Here is an 18,696-nt window from a genome sequence, read left to right on the forward strand (position 1 = left end):
GCCGACCTGTTTTCAGGCGGCATTGGGGCGGCGGGTGGTGACCTTCGCCGCGCGCGCCTGCATCAGCCGCTCGGTGATCTGATCGGCCGGCATCGGCCGACCAAAGAAGTAACCCTGTAGCGTATCGCAGCCGAAGAGCCGCACCGCAATGGCCTGCTCCTCGGTCTCGATGCCCTCGGCGGTGACCGGAATGTCGAGCGAGCGGGCAAGCGCCACTGTCGCCTGCAGCATTTCGCGCTGACTATCGCTTTCGAGGATATCCATGACCAACGAGCGGTCGATCTTGATGCGATCGAAGCCGAACTGGCGCAAATAGCCGATGGAGGAAAAGCCCGAGCCGAAATCATCGAGCGCAACCTTGACGCCCAGCGCCTTCAACCGCTCGATCGCCTGCCGGGTTCGCTGTGGGTTCTGGATCATATAGCCTTCGGTGACTTCAAGCGTCACACGTTTGGCCTCGATCTCAGTCTGCTTCAGCACGTAACGGACATAGTCGGCAAAGGCCGGGTTGCGGAACTGCCCGGGAGAAACATTCACCGAGATACGCAGTTCCGGCCATTGCTTGGCGGTTTCGCAGGCCTTGCGCAGAACGAAAAGCCCCAGCGCCTCGATAAGCCCGCTGGTTTCCGCGATGGGAATAAATGTTTCGGGCGAGACCGGGCCGTGTCCCGGGCGGTTCCATCGCACCAATGCTTCGACACCGGTCATTTGATGGGTCGGCGCATCGATCAGCGGCTGATAGGCAATCTGCAGGTCGCCGCCTTCGATCGCCATCCGCAAATCGAGTTCCAGCGCATTGCGCTCTCCGCGGTCTGCGTCCATCGCCGGATCGTAAAGCGTCATGCGTGCACGGCCAGCTTCCTTGGCCTTGTACATGGCAAGATCGGCCCGACGCACCAGCTCTTCGCGATCGATCGTGCCGCCTTCCGACATGGCAATACCGATGCTCGCGCCAATGACGACGACGCGTCGGCCAATCTCCAGCGGCTCTGCCAGGAAGTCCAGTATCTGCTCGGATAGCTGCAGGGCAACGGCGTGCTCGCTTTCGGAGACAAAGGCGATGGCGAATTCATCGCCGCCGATACGTGCGAGAACGGCGCCCTCCGGAATAAGCACGTTGAGACCGGCGGCGACCGCGCGGATCAGCTGGTCGCCGGTGCCATGGCCATAAGCGTCATTGACTTCCTTGAAGCCGTCGAGATCGAGATAAAGGATGAGCACGTTGCGGCGTGTTTGCGCCGCTTCGGCAACGAAGACGTCGATGGCGGATCCAAGCCCATCGCGGTTCAGCAGGCCGCTCAGCCGATCGCGGTTTGCTTCCTCCCGGGCGTTGATTTCTTCTGCCTTGAGGCGCCGCAGCGCCAACCAGCCAATGATGAGCAGAACGACGAAGAACAGGCCAACAAGTCCAAGCGCCTTGACGACCATCGGGCGAACTTCGCCGTAGCCGATATCGCCGGGCGCCCGCGACACCCAGACGAGCTTGCCGAGAGTGACCGCTTGCGCGTCCGCGATCGCCACCGAATAGGGAGCTTGGAAATCCGGAGCGACCAGCTTCAACCCGTCGATAACATAGGTCGCGCCAAGCTCGGCAACTTTGTCGGCGCTGAGATGTCGCGCAAAGATGAGATAGCGATGCTTTCCTGCCGAGACGTCGAGCGCACCGGATTTCTCGCGTATCAGCGCCACACCGACGACTGCTATACCGGCCTTCGTGCCAACGAAGCCCGTCGCCTCGGGATTATCCTGCGGCCCCGCCGCCTTCACTTTGTCGAAGAGCGTCCAGAGCGACGGGGAGAAGAAATCATCCAGCGCGCCGTCCATCGGTTTGCCTTCCCGATAAACCATGATCGGCTTCTTCTCGTCATCGATCACGATCGCCATGTCGAAGAGAGAACTGTTGACCGACATCTCGCCGTAGTTGCTGATCGTCCAGGCCATGCCATCGGCCGCATAGACGTTCGCTGCGGCATCATCCCAGGCTGCGTAGTCGTTGAGCGTCGCGCTCAATTGCATTTCGAAGGTCTTGAGCGCGCCGGACATGGTTTCCCGCGAGCGCTCGTCGTCCAGCACATTCGATCGGTCTGCAACGCGTTCGAGCGCACTCAGCACCATGACGGTGACGATCGCGACGACAATTGCAAAGGAAAAAAGCACGCCAGCGACGGTCGCATGACGACCGAAGCCCGAAACTTTTTTGCTGCCCCCGAAAATTGCCTGCATTCACTGCTCCCCGATCACGGAAGTCTGCCAGCCAAGGGCTCAAAAAACGGTTAAAGATCGATGTAACGATTAATCATCGCGATTTTGCAAGAGCGCTGGAAGCAGCGCAGATTCGTGCAGATTTGATCAATATTACCAATGACTTGAGCGATCCGGCCAGATCCTGGTTCGATTGATTGCAGCGCAGAATTTTGCAAGCGCTGATAAGAGCCGGCGGTTTTCCACGCTCTCTGCGAGGACAGATGCCTGCGCGTCCTCCGATTTGCCGAGCAACGAAATCCGCAAAACGGCGTCATTGACCACGTCGAAGGACATCGTCTTCAGGACCTCAGTCAGCTGTTCCAGCGCGAAATCACCGCGATGCGAGGCATGCGCGATCATCACGGGCTTGAAGGGCACCTCGTCGCGGGAGACCAGCCAATCCAACGCGTTCTTCAACCCGCCCGGGAGGCCATGGGCGTATTCCGGACAGGCGACGATGATGCCGTCGCACGCTCGGACTTTAGCCGCAAACTCTTCGACGAGCGCAGGCGTATTCTCGCCCTCACGATCCGGGTTGAAGATCGGCAGTTCGCCAATCATCTCGCAGATCTCGACGCAGACGGCCACGGGCGCATTGTCCCGCAGCGCTTCGAGCAGCCGGCGATTGGTCGAAGCCTTTCGCTGGCTGCCGCAGAGCGCATAAAGGACAAGCGGCTTTTCCATGCGCCCGCTTTAAGACATGACGCCGATTCGCGCCATGTGTCAGCTGACCTTGTGGTTGCCCTTGGGAAACTGCGCCGCAAGTTCGCTGTACCACTCGCCGCTCTTCTTCACCGTGCGGACCTGCGTGTGATAGTCGACATGCACGAGCCCGAAGCGCATGCGATAACCCTCGGCCCACTCGAAATTGTCCATCAGGCTCCAAGCGAAATAACCGCGCATCGGATAGCCGTCCTTGATCAGGTCGGCGACGACATCAAGATGATCGCTGTAGTAGTCGAGGCGCGGCTGGTCATCGACCTCACCGTTGACGACGTCCATGTTGTAGCAGGCGCCGTTCTCGGTGATGTAGCACTCCGGCAGCTCGTAGCGACGGTAGAGGTCCTCGACGACGTTCTTCAGGCCCGGCGCATAGACCTCCCAGCCGATATCGGTCTTCACGTCGCTGACGCGTGGCGCTTCGATTGTCCAGGGGAAGTCGCCGTTCTTCGCCGGATCATCGGCAACCCGCAGCGGCGTGTAGTAGTTGAGGCCCCACCAGTCGAGCTTCTGGTTGATGATCCTGAGGTCAGCGTCTTCCACAACAGGCATGCGGTCGCCAAGCGCCTCCAGGAATTCCTTCGGATATCCGCCCTTGAAGACCGGATCGAAGAAAGCGCCGTTGTGGAACTGGTGCGCGCGTTCGCCCGCGGCCTTGTCGGCTGCGCTCTCGGAACCCGGAATGACCGACGAAGCATTGAGCACGAGGCCGACGGGAACATTCGGCGCTACCGCGCGAATGGCCTCGACGCCGAGGCCGTGGGCAAGGTTCATGTGGTGCATGGCGTGGAGTGCCGCCTGCATGTTGCGCTCACCCGGCGCATGAATGCCGTAGAGGTGGCTGAGCCAGACGATGCACCACGGCTCATTGAAGGTCGCGACGCTGTCGAGACGGTCGCCGAGGCGGGCCATCACGGTCTTGGCGTAGCGCTGGTAGGCATAGGCCGTCGAGCGCGCCGTCCAGCCGCCATCGCCGGCCAGAAGCAGCGGCAGATCCCAGTGATAGAGCGTTGCGAAAGTCTTGATGCCCCGGGCTTTGCAGCCATCGACGAGGCGATCGTAGAAATCCAGGCCAGCCTCGTTCACCGGGCCGCTACCATCCGGGATGATGCGCGGCCAGGCGATCGAGAAGCGATAGGCTTCGACGCCGATGGACTTGATGAGATCGAGATCCTGATCGAGGCGATTGTAGTGATCGCAGGCAACGTCGCCATTGTCGCGATTGTAGACGCGGCCCGGCATGTTGCAGAAGGCATCCCAGATGGAGGGCTTGCGGCCATCCGTCTTCGAAGCACCTTCAATTTGGAACGCCGCCGTCGCGACGCCAAAGGTGAAATCGCCAGGCAAGCGGGCAGCAAGGGTCTTCGGATCGATCATGGAAATCCCGTTCTTTTGGTTTCGAAGGCGGTTTAGCCAAGCGGACCGATGTTGTACAGAGTCGAAATGACAGCGCTGTAACGTTTCAGTCGCGCCTTCCGCGCCGTTCCGCGCGCTGCCAAAGTCATTGCCTTGCATTGCGCGTCTTTTCGCGAAACAACCCTTGCATGAGCATTCCCGTGACACACCCATTTGCCTTCGACCCGACCTACGGCATGAAGCTCCCCGACCTTCAGGCGATCGTGCCACCGGAGGCGCCGCCCGGCTTCGACCCGTTTTGGCAGACCCGATACAAAAGGGCGATCGCGACGGACCCGCAGCCGGTGCTCCGGATCAGCGCGCTGACGCATCCCATTTGGCAGGTTCTCGACATCGTCTACACCTCGACCGGCGGGATCAGGATCGGCGGCTGGCTGCTTTTGCCGCGCGACCGGCCGGTGCGCCGCGGACTGGTGGTGGGTCATGGCTATGGTGGTCGCGACGCACCGGATTTCGATCTGCCCGTCGAAGACGCCGCGGTCCTCTTCCTCTGCTTTCGCGGCCTGTCGCTCAGCCCCCATCCGCCAATCCCGCCGGATGCATCGGGGCATGTTCTCCAGGAGATCGACAAGCCCGACGACTACATCATCGGCGGCTGCGTCGATGACCTCTGGCTTGCCGTTTCGACGCTTCTGTCGCTCTATCCATGGCTTGCCGGTCACATCGGCTATAGCGGCGTCAGTTTCGGGGGCGGCATCGGCGCCTTGGCGATACCATTCGATCTCCGCATCAATCGCGGCCACCTCGTCGTTCCAACCTTTGGCGACCGAGAGCGATGGCTGACACTGCCGACCGTCGGCAGCGCCGATTCCGTCCAGACCTACCAGAAGACTCATGGAAGCGTGCTCGAGGCCCTGCGCATGTTCGATGCGGCGAGTGCCGCAACCCGGATCAAGGTGCCGATGCTTGCTGCTGTCGCGCTGTTCGACCCTGCCGTCGCACCACCCTGCCAGTTTGCGGTGGCGAATGCTTTGTCGACATCAAAATATAATGAAATCTTCATCCTCGATGCCGGGCACTTCGACTATCCTGGTAGCACAGAACAGAATGCGCTTCTCCGTGAAAAGGTCCGGCATTTTTTCAAGGTGTTATGAACCGAGAATATTTGCGCTGGCATAGTCCGCGCTTGCATCGCGACATGGAACTGCTGGTGTTCGGCCATGCCGGCGCCAAGGTGTTGATGTTTCCCACGCGCGAGGGACGCTTCTGGGAATATGAAAGGCTCGGCCTTGTTGAAAGCCTTGCCGGCAAGCTGGAGGCTGGCCAGCTCCAGCTCTATTGCATCGAGGGGCTGGCCGCCGAGACCTTCTACGGCTTCGATCGGCATCCAGCTGAGCGCATTCACCGCCATGCAGCCTTCGAAGACTATATCCTGAATGAAGTCCTGCCGCTGATGGCTTCGAGGAATGCGCATGATTGCACCATCGTGCATGGCTGCAGCCTCGGCGCCTTCCAGGCCGCCAGTCTGGTCTTTCACCATCCGCATTTGTTTCGCAAACTCGTCGCCTTTTCCGGTCGCTACGATCTGACAATCAAGGTCGAATCCTTCGGCGATCTGTTCGACGGCTACTACGACAGTTCAGTCTATTTTCACACTCCGACGCACTTTCTGCCGGGGCTTGATGGCGGCTGGCAGCTGGAGAAGTTGCGCCAGATCGAGATCGTTCTGACGATCGGCGACGCCGATCCCTTCCTCGACAACAATCACTACCTCAGCCGTCTGCTTTCCGAAAAGCAGGTCGGCCACCATCTACACGTCTGGGAAGGGCGAGCCCATCGTGCCGGCGCCTGGCGGAAGATGGCAGCGCTTTATATCTGATCCTCAGGGAGGGCGGCTGAAAGCAACGGTTTGCCAAGGTCGAGCAGCCCTCCATGGCCACAGACGCTGGCACGAATAGAGCGGGACGGGCGGGTGCGGCGCACGCCCGATCCTAGCGACGGCCGCAGCAGCCTCTCGTTGACAGACAACGCGCTCGCGAAAGCGCCCCGCGGTGCGCGAGGTGCTGCGCCAAGGCAGCGTGGACGCTCTGGCGGGCTTCGTCGAAGACGCCTCCAAGCCCTCTCAGACCGTCTCCTCTGCCGTTTACAGAATGATCTCTTCGCCAAGAGGTAGCTGAAGCCGTCTCGCAACGCCGATATTCTCCAGAAACACCTCGTCATGACTGACGACAAGCAGCGCGCCGTCGTAGGCCTGCAAGCCGGCCTCCACGGCAGCGATGGAATCGATGTCGAGATGGTTGGTCGGCTCGTCGAGGATCAGGAGCGGCGGCGGCTTTGCGCCGCCGAGCACGCAGGCAAGGCCGGCACGCAACAGCTGCCCGCCGGAGAGCGTCGAGACCTGCTGCAGAGCGGCATCTGCCCGGAACATGAAACGCGCCAGCGCCGCACGGCAGGCATTTTCGTTCGCTCGCGGATTGAGATTGCGGAAATTCTCGCGGATCGACAGCGCTCGATCGAGCAGGCTGACGCTCTGATCGAACAGCGAAAAGCCGGTCATGACGGATACCGTACCGGACCATGGCTGCAGTGTGCCTGAAATCAACGCGAGCAGCGTCGTCTTGCCCGAGCCATTTGGCCCGGCGATCGCCACGCGATCAGGACCGGTGATGCCGAAAGAGAGGTTTCGGACGATGGGCTCACCTGGCTGATAGCCGGCGGTGACGCCATTCAGCCTCAGGACGTCCCGGCCCGACGGCAGTCCCGTCGACGCAAGCTGGGCCGAGAAGAGCTGAAGGATCTCGATCCGCTCCCGCGCCGCTGACGCCTCCTGCATCGCTTCCTCGCGGCGCTTTTCGCCGCGGCGAACCTTGTTGCCGCTGGTATTTTCCGCCCGCCGCTGGAGGCCGCCGGCGACGATGCGGGGCATATCCCCCCTTGCCGCCTTCTTGCGCCCGGCGCGATCGCTGCGTGCCTGCCGCTGCGCCGTGACCTGGGCGCTGCCGACGACATCGGCGAGGCGCCTTTCGGCGTCTGCGAGATCGTGCTCGGCGGCAGCCAGTTCAATGGCCTTGCGCTCCCGGAACGCGCTCCAGTTTCCGCCGTATCGCCGTGCGCCGAGCGCGGTGATCTCGATGATCGCATCCATGGTCTCCAGCAGTTCGCGATCGTGGCTGACGACCACAGCACCGGCACGCCAGCTGGCCAGCAATGCGATGACAGCGTCGCGCCCGTCGCGATCGAGATTATTGGTCGGCTCGTCGAGGATGAGGAAATCGGGCTCGGAGAAGATAAGCGCAGCGAGACTGACGCGCGTCCGCTGCCCGCCGGATAGCGAGGCAAGCAGGGTTTCCGGCTGGGCGTCGAGCCCGATACGCTCCAGTGCCGTGGCTATGCGTGCCTCGATGGTCCAATCCGCCAAGGCGATCTCCTCGGTAGTCGCCTCGCCGACCTCGGCACGGCGCAGAATGGCCAGCGCATCGCTGGCCCCGAAGAAATCGGCAACCGTCGCACTCTCCTCCACCTGCACCGCCTGGCGCAGGAAGCCGAGCCGCCCGCCGAAGGCAATGCTGCCGGATTGCGTCGGCAACTCACCGGCGACGAGCTTCAGAAGCGTTGTCTTTCCGACGCCATTGCGGCCGACGAGGCCAGTTCGTTCGGCGCCGAAACTTAGGTCGAGATTGGAAAGAAGCGCGCGCCCGTCAGGCGTGGACCACGAAAGATTGGACAGGGTAATGGATGCAGGCATGGATAAAGGACTCCCGAATGGCAAGGCGAACTGGCGTTGCGATCGGGGTGAAATCCATTACTGCACACATCCTGTTGGTGTTGGAGACGACCGCAATCTAGGCAGGCAGGACACTGAAATCAAGGGCAGGCCTTGCCACGGCAACTGCCCTTGCCGATCCAATCCGTTCTATCGAACCGGAGAATCGTCGCTATATGTGTGGATCGACGCGGCGACCGCGCAGCAGAATGCGAGGACGTTTGCCGCCGCATTGCGTGCGCGTACTGCCATCAGGTGCGCAGCGCTTGCCCATTGTCAGGCTGAACGGTCCAATCCTGCGTGGCGGCGTTTGCTGGCTGCGTGAAAGGCCAAACGATCGTGAGGTTGAGCGCCAATAGCACCGCCGCCGCGATCGAAAGCACCATCGCCGTCCTGTCGTCTCGCACCGCTATGGCGTTCCCGAGATGGCGAGCCACGCCAACGGCAGGAAAGGGCCGACGATCCACCAATCGCGATAGATCTGCTGCGCCACAAAGTCATCCGCTTTCGGCAGTCCGATTTTGTTCCGGAGCACAAAGAGGTGCGCGGCAGGGGCGATCAGCGCAAGTCCGGTTGTGACGACGGTCAGGAATCGCATGTGAAGCAACCGACCCTGAATGGCTCGTTTCACGACACAGACCCGCCGGCGGCCGTTTGAGCATCGATGCGCTGACCAAGCGCCAGCAGGCCGCTGCCTAATATGCGGTCGGCTCAAGGCGGCAAATCTGCCGCTTCGACCACAATGCCGAGGAGCGGTTACGGCTTCTCTTGGCTATCCTTGAGCTTCACCGCCATCGTCACGGTGCCCCGCACGACGATGTCGTTTCGCGAACCGCGATTGAGATCCGCGCTGCTCGTGAGATTGGTGATCTGGCAGCTCTGCGCCAGCGTCTGCAAAATGAGATCGCACTGCCCGCCCGCCATCAGATAGAACCCTTTCTGGGCGGCCTTGATCTGCTCGCCAGTTTCCTGCCCGGCCTCGACCGGCACCGACAGGGAGACCGTCGTCTGCACGTTCACCGTGCCGGGGACACGCTGGCCGGCATAGAAGTTCGGCATGCGATTGGGGACTTCCTGCGACAACGCCGGAAAGGCGGCGAGCGCGAATGCGCAGGTGAGACCTCTAGCAGAAGATTTCATCGGACGCCTCGCCATCTGGTTGCGCTTATTTCTGCCAGCATTGTTAAACGACAATGAGCGCACTTCCTAATATTGTAAGAGGCGCGCTCAATAGCTGTATCATTCAGTCTGGCGGATTGCGGGTCAGACCTTGACCCAGCCACCGTTCTTCTTCGAGGACGCCACGCAGGCCTCAACGAAGGCAACGCCCTTCACGCCGTCATCGACGGTCGGGTAAATGACGGCCTTGTCCACGGCCTTGCCTTTCTTGTGGGCGTTGATGGCATGGGCGGCTTCCGTGTAGATCGTCGCAAAGGCTTCAAGGTAACCTTCCGGATGACCGGAGGGAATGCGTGAAACGCGGGCAGCGGCCGGGCCGGAACCGGCACCGTTGCGGGTGATCAAACGCTTTTGCTCACCGAACGGCGTGAACCAGAGATAGTTCGGATCCGCCTGTACCCACTCCAAGCCACCCTTGGTGCCGTAGACGCGGACCTTCAGGCCGTTTTCATGACCGGGCGCCACTTGGCTGCACCAGAGCATGCCCTTGGCCGCCTTTTCGTTGCCCTTCGCCTTGAAGCGCAGCATCACATGGGCGTTGTCGTCGAGGCGACGACCTTCGACGAAGCTGTCGAGATCGGCGGCGAGGCTGTCGAGTTCGAGGCCGGAAACGAAGGATGCGAGGTTATAGGCATGCGTGCCGATGTCACCGGTCGAGCCGCCCGCTCCCGACTGTGCCGGGTCGGTGCGCCAGACGGCCTGCTTGGCGCCAGTCTGCTCCACGGCTTCCGTCAGCCAGTCCTGCGGATATTCGGCCTGGACGATGCGGATATCGCCGAGCTCGCCGTTGGCGATCATCTCGCGGGCCTGACGGACCATCGGGTAGCCGGTATAGTTATGGGTCAGGATGAAGAGCGCACCGCTCTCGTCGGCGACCTTCTTCAGCTTCTTCGCGTCGGCAAGGTTCGATGTCAGCGGCTTGTCGCAGATGACGTGGATGCCACGACGCAGGAATTCCTTGGCGGCATCGTAGTGCACGTGGTTCGGCGTGACGATCGAGACGGCCTCAATGCCGTTCTTCAGCTTCGCTTCGCGGATCGCCATCTCGCGGTAGCTCGAATAGGTGCGCGACGGATCGAGGCCGAGGTCGCGGCCCGACGCCATCGCCTTTTCCGGCGTCGACGACAGCGCGCCGGCGATCAGATCGTACTGGTCGTCGATGCGGGCAGCGATGCGATGGACCGCTCCAATGAATGCGCCCGCGCCGCCGCCGACCATGCCGAGGCGGATACGCGGTTCGCGCGCCGGTTCTGTAGATGCTTCAATTGCCATTGGTTCCTCCTGAAATGCGTGGGGGGCGGGGCTGGGAAGGGATGACCCCTTCCTGCTGCGTTCCAATCAGCCCTTCCCGTTAACAAGGGCGGGTGTCTCAGAGACCGAGCATGCGGCGGTTGGCCGCCTGGTCCGTACCGCCCGATGCAAAATCGTCAAACGCCTTTTCCGTAACGCGGATGATGTGCGCCTTGACGAACTCGGCGCCTTCGCGCGCGCCGTCCTCAGGATGCTTCAGCGCGCATTCCCACTCGACCACGGCCCAGCCGTCGAAGTTGTTGGCCGTCATCTTCGAGAAGACCGCGCCGAAATCGACCTGACCGTCGCCGAGCGAACGGAAGCGACCGGCACGTTCGACCCAGCCCTGGTAACCGCCATAAACGCCCTGCCGGCCGGTCGGGTTGAACTCCGCGTCCTTGACGTGGAACATCTTGATGCGGTCTTTGTAGATGTCGATGTTGTCGAGATAGTCGAGGCACTGCAGGACGTAGTGCGACGGATCGTAGAGCATGTTGGCGCGCGGATGGTTGCCGACGCGCTCCAGGAACATCTCGTAGGTGATGCCGTCGTGCAGGTCTTCCCCGGGATGGATTTCGTAGCAGACGTCGACGCCGTTCTCGTCGGCATGGTCGAGGATCGGCTTCCAGCGGCGGGCAAGCTCGTCGAACGCGGTTTCGACGAGGCCGGCAGGGCGCTGCGGCCACGGATAGACGAACGGCCAGGCAAGCGCGCCGGAGAAGGTCGCGTGCGCCTTGATGCCGAGATGCTTCGAGGCCGTCAGCGCCATCTTCACCTGTTCGACAGCCCATTCCTGGCGCGCCTTCGGATTGCCGCGCACCTCAGGTGCGGCAAAGCCGTCGAAGGCTTCGTCATAGGCCGGATGAACGGCCACGAGCTGGCCCTGAAGGTGGGTGGAAAGCTCGGTAACTTCGACGCCGTTTTCGCGCGCCTTGCCAGCGAACTCGTCGCAATAATCCTTCGAGGAAGCCGCCTTCTTGAGGTCGATCAACTGGCCCGCCCAGGTCGGAACCTGCACGCCCTTGTAGCCGATGTCGGCCGCCCATTTGGTGATCGAATCCCACGAGTTGAACGGCGCGGCATCGCCCGCGAACTGTCCAAGGAAAAGGCCCGGACCCTTGATCGTTTTCATGTCAATTCCTCCCTAAAAGATGACCGTAAACGTTTCTGGCAGTGTTCTAGCACGCGATTTGCAGTCTGCAAGCCGATTTCGGCGAAACTGCAAATTTGCCCCAACGGGCGTAAATCAAAGGCGGTGACTTAATCACGGCCTGTCTCCGGCAGCAAGATGTACGTACCGCATTTCTCCTGTCCACCACGTCACGACTGTACCACCTGGCTGCGATCCGAGCACCTGCCGCGTCTTGCGGCGGTAGACATCGCGCCGTGCCGTGCTACTGTCTTTGGACCAGGAGGTTGGCGCATGACGCGGCGTCTGGCAGCAATCTTGGATGCGGATGTTGTCGGCTTTTCCCGGCTGATGGGCCTTGACGAAACCGGCACGTTCGCGAACCTGAAAGCGCACAACAGCGAAGTCATCGTGCCAAGCATCGGCAGGCATCACGGACGGGTCGTCAAGTTTGTCGGCGACGGCACACTGGCGGAATTTGCAAGTGTCGTCGATGCTATCGGCTGCGCCATGGAAATTCAAACAGCATTGCTTCAGCGCAACGAGGCCATCGAGCCGGATCGACGCATGGTGTGGCGGATCGGCATCCATGTCGACGACGTGCTCGTCGAGGACGACGACATCTTCGGCGACGGCGTGAACGTCGCCGCAAGCCTGCAGGCTCTGGCGCCTCCAGGTGGAATCTGCGTCTCCCAGCAGGTCAATGACCAGATCCGGCCGAAGGTTGACTTCAGGGCAATCGATTTCGGCAACCGCAGGCTCAAGAACATCGAGCGACCGATCCGTGTCTGGCGTTGGATGCCGGAGGATGATGAACAGCGGCCACCGCCGTCCGACTGGAAGGAAGAAGCCGCGTGGCCCGTGCGCAATCGCCCCTCGATTGCCGTGCTGCCCTTCAGCAACATGTCGAGCATCGAGGAACAGGAGCATTTCTCGGACGGCTTCACGGACGAGCTGATCGCCACGCTGGCGCGCTGTCGCTGGCTGCTGGTCGCAGCCCGCAATTCGTCCTTCAGCTACAAGGGTCGGAAGGCCAATGCACAACAGGTTGCCGAGGATCTTGGTGTCAAGTACGTGCTCGAAGGCAGCGTGCGCCGCGCCGCCAATCGCGTTCGCATCACCGCGCAATTGCTGAGCGGCACGGATGGCACGCTGCTCTGGGCGGAACGCTACGACCGGACGCTGGCGGATATCTTCGAGGTTCAGGACCAGCTCGCCTCCGAAATCACCGGAACGATCGAGCCGGAACTGGGCTCCATCGAGTTCGCCGCTCTTCGCGGCCGCGCCGTGCTCGACATGGATGCCTGGGAGATTTACCTGAAGGGTCTCTGGCATCTCTACCGATTCACGCTTGACGAACTGAAGACCGCGAAGGCGCTTTTCGAACAGGCGATCAGTATTGATCCGACGTTCGCGCAGGCAAAGGCCCGCCTGGCCTACGTTCACATTCAGCTCGGCTGGTACGGCCCGCTTGACGAGCGGGGTGAGCGCATCTGCGAGGCGATCGAGCTTGCCGAACGGGCGATCGGACTGGACCAGAAGGAACCCGCCGCGCACCTCGCCTTGGGCAGAGCGCTTGCGCTTGATGGGGCGACGGAGGCGGGAATTGCGCATCTGCATAACGCCTTGCAACTGGATCAGAGTTTCGCGCAAGCTCACTTCGCGCTCGGCCAAGTCCTTTGCTACGTCGAGCGGCCCGCCGAAGGCATTGCCGAGATCAAGGAAGCGTTCCGGCTCAGTCCTCGCGATCCGCATCTTTGGACCTTCCATAACGTTCTCGCCATCGCGAACTATCAATTGGGCGACATGGCGGAAGCGGCCAAGGCAGCGCGCGCATCGCTCCGCTCACCGAATGCCACCTTCTGGCCGGCGATCGTTCTGGTTGCGATCCTCGGAAGGCAAGGCGAAACGGACGAGGCTCGAGAAGCGATTTTCAGGCTTCATCGTTTCCGGCCGGGAATGAACTGCGCCGACGCCCGGCGGGAATTCTATTTCGGCGACAATCCGGTGATGACCGAAACCTTCATCGACCGCTTCATCGCCGATCTCGCCAGCGCCGGCCTACCCGGCTAGCAAGCGACACCATCAAAGAAAGGCGCCCGTCCTGTCGAACGGGCGCCGCACTAGGCTTTTCAGATCAGAACGGAGAATCCGGGAAGTAGAAGTCCTTGGCGTTGTCCTTCGTGACGAGCGTCGCGTCGAGGACGAAGGTGCCGCGAACCGGCACCTGGTCGTAGAGACCAGCGGCCGTCAGTTCCATTGCCGTGCCGACCATTGCCGGTGGGTAGAGAACGTCGACCGGGATCATCTTGTCACCGTCCATGACCTTCTTGACCATGTCCTTGGAGCCGGCGCCGGCGACGACATACTTGATGTCGGTACGCTTGGCCTGCTCGATCGCCTGCAGCACGCCGACAGCCATGTCGTCATCCTGGCACCAGACCACGTCGATCTTCGGATACTTCGTCAGGTAGTCCTGCATGACCTTGAAGGCATCGTCGCGGTTCCAGTTGCCGTACTGGCGGTCGAGAACCTTGACCTTGGAGCCGGCAATGCCCTTGTCGAAGCCGTCCTGGCGCTGCTGATCGATCGGGATCGGCAGACCGCGGATGATGACCACTTCGGCGTCCGGCGTCTGAGAAGCGATGTACTTGCCGGCGACTTCACCGAGCGCCGGATTGTTGCCAGCAACGTAAAGGTCGCGGACGGAGTCATCGTTGGTCGATGGCGCGCGGTCGACAAGCGCGACGTACTTGCCCTTGGCCTTGACTTCCTTGATGGCGTTGACGAGCGGATCGGGATCCGACGGCAGGATGACGAGTGCATCGATGCCCTGCGTGTCAAGATCTTGTACGGCGTTGGCCTGGCTGGCAGCGTCCGGCGAGGTCTTAACGATGACATTCAGACCCGGATGCTCTTCCATCAGCTTCTTGGCGATGCGTTCGGCATGGAACACGACGCCTGAGGTCCAGCCATGGTCGGCGGCCGGAATGGACACGCCGATGGTGAACTTCTTGTCCTGTGCGTATGCGGTACCCGCCAGCGTGACGGCCGCAACCGCAAGACCCAACATGAGTTTGCGCATTCTATTTCCTCCCAATAAACGTCAGGGACTTTTCCTACCCGTCAACCGGACGCCCTGTGATCCCGGCCAATTCCTGGAGCCGATCCGCTATGATTTGCGGACCAGCGAGCGCTGTACCAGCATGGCGATGATGATGATCGCACCCTGGATCGCACCGATGAGATATTCGCTGACGAAGTTCGACAGCAGCATGATGTTGCCGACGAGCTCGAGAATGAAGGCGCCGCAGATCGTACCCCAGACACGGCCGGCACCACCCTTGAGCGCCGTGCCGCCGACGACGACGGCGGTGATCGCCTGTAGCTCCCACAGAATACCTGTCGTTGCCGAGGTTGAGCCGAGGCGCGGCACGTAGAGCAGCACGGCGATGGCCACGCAGAGCCCCTGGATGACGAAGGCGATGGTGCGCACGCGATTGACTGCAATGCCGGAATAGCGCGCGACATCGCTGTTCGAGCCGACGGCGACGACGTGCCGACCGTAACGTGTGCGGTAGAGGATGAAGGCTGCAACGGCCGTCACGGCCAGGATCACGACAATCGGCACCGGCACGCCGAGAATGCTGCCGAAATAGGCCGGACGGTAGAGCGTCTGAATGTCGGGCGAGCGTAGCGTAATCGCCCCGCCCTGCGACAACCAAGTCGTCAGGCCGCGATAGATACCCATGGTGCCGAGCGTGGCGATAAACGGCTCGATCCTGCCGACGGTGGTAATCAGACCATTGGCAAGCCCGCAGAGCGCGCCGGCAACCAGCGTAAACAGGACGGCGGCGACCAGCATCAACGTCGGATCGGCAATCACGCCGGAATTCATCAACAGGATCATCAGGCTGGCGACGAAAGCCACCATCGAACCAACGGAAAGATCGAGATCCCCCGCCGAGATCACGAAGGTGGCGCCGACAGCGATGATGGCGATGAAGGCACAGCGCGTCGCGACATTTGCAAGGTTCGTGATGCCGATGAAGTTCGGGTTGACCATCGCCCCCACGATCAAGAGCAATATCAGGGCTGCAAAGGGCGCAACCGCGCGCAGATCGATATCCCGCCAGGGGCGACGCCTAATTTCCCTGGTCTCCTCGTTCACACTCATCTCCAAACCGACCTCCCGCCCCAAATTAGATGGGCATCATACCTGCGCGGCCTGCTGAGCGCAGCCGCCTCTCCGCCAGCATCAGGCGGCTTTCTTCTTCAATCCGGCTGCATAGCGCATGATCTCCTGCTCAGAGATCTCTTCGCCCTCGAGCACGCCGACAATGCGCCCCTCGCGCATCACGGCGACCCGGGTGCAGAGGCCGATCACCTCAGGCATCTCCGAAGAGACGACGATGATGGATCGACCGTCGCGCGCCAGCGCCGAGATGAAATGATAGATCTGCTGCTTGGTGCCGACATCGATGCCGCGTGTCGGCTCGTCGATGATGATGATCTCAGGCTCCGTCTCCATGACCTTGGCAAGCAGCAGCTTCTGCTGATTGCCACCCGACATGCGACCGGCGACGATATTGGTGTCGCGCACGCGGATATCGAAACGTCGCCGCGCCGTGGCAAGCGCCTTCGCCTCGCTGCTCGGGCTGAGATAGCCGTGCAGCGAATGCTGGCCGAGCGACTGAAGCGTCAGATTGGTCATCATGCCGGAACGCAGGAGCAGACCCTTCGACTTGCGATCCTTCGTCATGTAGGCAAGCCCGGCGCGGTTGGCGGCATGCACATCGCCCGAAAGCACGGTCTCGCCGCGAATGACGACCTCGCCGGATGCGCGGACGCGCAACCCTGCGATCGCCTCCATCAGCTCCGTGCGACCGGAGCCGATCATGCCGGAAAATCCGATAATCTCACCCTTGCGGACCTCGAAGCTCGCATCCTGCACGTATCCCGTCGAAACCCCTTCGACCCGGAGGACGATTTCCTCGTCGACGTTGGGCTCGACCTTGGTCGGATAGAGGCTTGAAAGCTCGCGCCCGACCATCAGCTGGGCGATGGATTCGCCGTCGAGCATCGCGGTCGGCGCCGTCTTGACCCACTGCCCATCGCGCAACACGGTCACCCGGTCGGTGATCTCCATCACCTCGTCGAGCTTATGCGATACGAAGATGAAGCTCGTCCCCTTGTCGCGCAGCTTGCGCACCTGCCGGAACAGGAAGTTCGTCTCTTCGCGCGACAGCACGGCCGTCGGCTCGTCCATGATGACGACGCGTGCATCGCGACTGATTGCCTTGGCGATTTCAACCATCTGCTTGTCAGCGATCGACAATGTGCCGATTATGGCATTCTCGTCGACATGCGAACCGAGAAGATCGAGCGCCTTGCGGGTCTCGGCGCGCATGTGTTTGCGGTCAAGGATGCCGAAACGCGTGACTTCGCGACCGAGGTAGAGACTCTCGGTGACGGTCAGATGTTCGGCGAGATTGAATTCCTGGTGGATGAGAACGATGCCGAGCGCTTCCGCCGCACCGTTGGCCGGCAGCACGACCGGCTCCCCGTCGAGCAATATCTCCCCCGAACTCGGCTGCTCGAAGCCGGACATGACCTTGACCAAAGTCGATTTGCCGGCGCCGTTTTCGCCCATGAGAGCATGGATTTCGCCGGCGCGCAGATCGAAGTTGACACTGAAGAGAACTTGCACGCCGCTGAACGACTTGCAGATGCGCCGCGCGGACAACACCACAGGCGCGGCGTCGACAGAATCCACACTCATTGACTGGCTTCCTCCCTGCGGCTCCCATCCGCTGGACGCCGTATGTAAACCTTTACACGGCGCATGTAAAGGTTTACATCATCGTTACACACAGATCTGCCGGCTCCGGCGTTTGACCTCTCGGCAAGTCTGTGTAGTGTCGCGGCGAAGGCATCCCAAGGCAGGACGCAGTGTCGAATTCCACGCCCGCAACCATAGAAGACGTCGCTCGGATCGCCGAGGTTTCGATCGCGACGGTGTCGCGTGCGATCCACATGCCGGAGAAGGTCGCCAACTCGACGCGGCTGAAGGTCAACCAGGCGATCGCCATCACCGGTTACACCACCAACGCCATGGCGCGGAGCCTGCGGCTTGGCCGGTCGAACATGATTCTCGTGGTGGCCCCAGACATCGGCGACCCGAATTTTTCCAACATTCTCGTCGGCCTCGAGAACGAAGCGCGCGCCCATGGCTACGGTGTTCTGATCGGCCATACGCAGAATGATGCGCAGCGCGGCCTTGAATATCTGAAGTTCCTGAATTCCAACCAGGCCGCCGGTCTGATTCTCTTTACCGGCATTCTGCCCTTCGGCCATCAGACAATGACGGCCCGCCTGCCGCCAAGCGTCGGCGTCTTCGAGCCGGTCTTCAACGGCGGCATCCCCTATGTCGGCGTCGATGATGTGGAGGGGGCCAGAAAGGCGGTCGACCTGCTGCTTGCCGAGGGTCATCGCAAGATCGCCTTCATCGGCGATTCGCGCACCCGTTTGGCCTACGCCAGACGTCGCGAGGGTTATGACGCGGGGCTCGATGCGGCAGGCGTTGCGCCCGACAAGCGCATCGTGCTCGAAGGCGACGGAACGCTTGAAAGCGGCCGCCACGCCGTCGAGCAACTGTTCATGCGCGACACGCTGCCGACGGCCTTCATGTGTGTGAACGACCAGACGGCGATCGGCGTGATGATCGGTCTCGGCGCCCGCGGCTACGATATTCCGAAGGACTTCTCCGTGACCGGCTTCGACGACGTGCCACAGGCCGTCTTCATGTCGCCGCCGCTCACCACCATCCGCCAGCCGCGAACCGCAATCGGCAAGCAGGCCATGGCGCTTCTCTTGGAGTTCCTGTCCGACGGCCAGCCGGCGGAGACCGAAATCCTGCTGCGCCCGGACCTTGTGGTGCGCAACTCAGTGGGCGCACCGTCGCGGCGATGGACGAAGCGCTGACACCGGTAGCAGATGTTTTAGCCACCCGACA

Annotated in this window: 15 protein-coding genes; 4 read left to right on the top strand and 11 right to left on the bottom strand. The window is 61.6% G+C overall.

Features of this window, described 5'->3' with window-relative positions; all coding sequences use genetic code 11:
* Positions 1-12: 12 nt before the first annotated feature.
* The 3 genes from WGT02_RS19325 to WGT02_RS19335 all read right to left on the bottom strand — a co-directional run bounded on the left by WGT02_RS19325 (position 13) and on the right by WGT02_RS19335 (position 4,341).
* Positions 13-2,223: a bifunctional diguanylate cyclase/phosphodiesterase gene (locus tag WGT02_RS19325; protein ID WP_024314881.1), complete on the bottom strand. Its 2,211-nt coding sequence runs from the start codon at positions 2,221-2,223 to the stop codon at positions 13-15.
* 132 nt (positions 2,224-2,355) lie between these two features.
* Positions 2,356-2,928 carry an NADPH-dependent FMN reductase gene (locus WGT02_RS19330; protein WP_024314882.1) on the bottom strand — a complete coding sequence of 191 codons (573 nt, stop codon included), beginning with the start codon at positions 2,926-2,928 and terminating at the stop codon, positions 2,356-2,358.
* Positions 2,929-2,967: 39 nt separating this feature from the next.
* Positions 2,968-4,341 (bottom strand): GH1 family beta-glucosidase, encoded by a 1,374-nt coding sequence (locus WGT02_RS19335; protein ID WP_024314883.1) that lies wholly within the window; start codon positions 4,339-4,341, stop codon positions 2,968-2,970.
* A 167-nt stretch (positions 4,342-4,508) separates the two neighbouring features.
* On the opposite strand from WGT02_RS19335, the gene WGT02_RS19340 reads away from it, so the two are divergent.
* Both WGT02_RS19340 and WGT02_RS19345 read left to right on the top strand, forming a co-directional pair.
* Entirely contained in the window at positions 4,509-5,474 is a 966-nt protein-coding gene (locus WGT02_RS19340; protein WP_024314884.1) for an acetylxylan esterase, read from the top strand.
* Positions 5,471-6,199, top strand: coding sequence for an esterase family protein (locus WGT02_RS19345; RefSeq protein ID WP_024314885.1), 729 nt, complete (start codon positions 5,471-5,473; stop codon positions 6,197-6,199). The genes WGT02_RS19340 and WGT02_RS19345 overlap by 4 nt, the downstream gene beginning before the upstream one ends.
* A 264-nt stretch (positions 6,200-6,463) precedes the next feature.
* Here WGT02_RS19345 and WGT02_RS19350 read toward each other — a convergent pair whose 3' ends face one another.
* The 5 genes from WGT02_RS19350 to WGT02_RS19370 form a co-directional block, all read right to left on the bottom strand.
* Positions 6,464-8,065 (bottom strand): ABC-F family ATP-binding cassette domain-containing protein, encoded by a 1,602-nt coding sequence (locus WGT02_RS19350; protein ID WP_208249655.1) that lies wholly within the window; start codon positions 8,063-8,065, stop codon positions 6,464-6,466.
* Positions 8,066-8,492: 427 nt separating this feature from the next.
* A complete protein-coding gene (locus tag WGT02_RS19355; protein ID WP_225039742.1) occupies positions 8,493-8,681 on the bottom strand; it encodes a hypothetical protein in 189 nt (62 codons plus the stop codon).
* A gap of 158 nt (positions 8,682-8,839) precedes the next feature.
* Entirely contained in the window at positions 8,840-9,223 is a 384-nt protein-coding gene (locus tag WGT02_RS19360) for a hypothetical protein (RefSeq protein ID WP_024314887.1), read from the bottom strand.
* Between the two features lie 123 nt (positions 9,224-9,346).
* Positions 9,347-10,534, bottom strand: coding sequence for a Gfo/Idh/MocA family protein (locus WGT02_RS19365; RefSeq protein ID WP_024314888.1), 1,188 nt, complete (start codon positions 10,532-10,534; stop codon positions 9,347-9,349).
* Between the two features lie 97 nt (positions 10,535-10,631).
* Positions 10,632-11,684 (bottom strand): sugar phosphate isomerase/epimerase, encoded by a 1,053-nt coding sequence (locus WGT02_RS19370; RefSeq protein WP_024314889.1) that lies wholly within the window; start codon positions 11,682-11,684, stop codon positions 10,632-10,634.
* A 291-nt stretch (positions 11,685-11,975) separates the two neighbouring features.
* On the opposite strand from WGT02_RS19370, the gene WGT02_RS19375 reads away from it, so the two are divergent.
* The gene (locus WGT02_RS19375) at positions 11,976-13,754 is read left to right on the top strand and encodes a tetratricopeptide repeat protein (protein WP_208249654.1); all 1,779 of its coding nucleotides are present in this window, start codon (positions 11,976-11,978) and stop codon (positions 13,752-13,754) included.
* A gap of 64 nt (positions 13,755-13,818) precedes the next feature.
* Here the strand turns inward: WGT02_RS19375 and WGT02_RS19380 are convergent, their stop codons facing one another.
* The 3 genes from WGT02_RS19380 to WGT02_RS19390 all read right to left on the bottom strand — a co-directional run bounded on the left by WGT02_RS19380 (position 13,819) and on the right by WGT02_RS19390 (position 17,463).
* Positions 13,819-14,766, bottom strand: a complete 948-nt coding sequence (locus WGT02_RS19380) for a substrate-binding domain-containing protein (protein WP_024314891.1) — start codon at positions 14,764-14,766, stop codon at positions 13,819-13,821.
* Positions 14,767-14,853: 87 nt separating this feature from the next.
* Positions 14,854-15,858: an ABC transporter permease gene (locus WGT02_RS19385; RefSeq protein ID WP_208249653.1), complete on the bottom strand. Its 1,005-nt coding sequence runs from the start codon at positions 15,856-15,858 to the stop codon at positions 14,854-14,856.
* An 81-nt stretch (positions 15,859-15,939) separates the two neighbouring features.
* On the bottom strand, positions 15,940-17,463 hold the full coding sequence (locus tag WGT02_RS19390; protein ID WP_208249652.1) for a sugar ABC transporter ATP-binding protein: 1,524 nt from the start codon (positions 17,461-17,463) through the stop codon (positions 15,940-15,942).
* A 170-nt stretch (positions 17,464-17,633) separates the two neighbouring features.
* Here WGT02_RS19390 and WGT02_RS19395 point away from each other — a divergent pair, with 170 nt between their 5' ends.
* Positions 17,634-18,665, top strand: coding sequence for a LacI family DNA-binding transcriptional regulator (locus WGT02_RS19395; RefSeq protein ID WP_024314894.1), 1,032 nt, complete (start codon positions 17,634-17,636; stop codon positions 18,663-18,665).
* Positions 18,666-18,696 lie beyond the last annotated feature (31 nt).

The organism is Rhizobium sp. T1470, assembly GCF_042140505.1.
Classification (GTDB): Bacteria; Pseudomonadota; Alphaproteobacteria; order Rhizobiales; family Rhizobiaceae; genus Rhizobium; species Rhizobium favelukesii.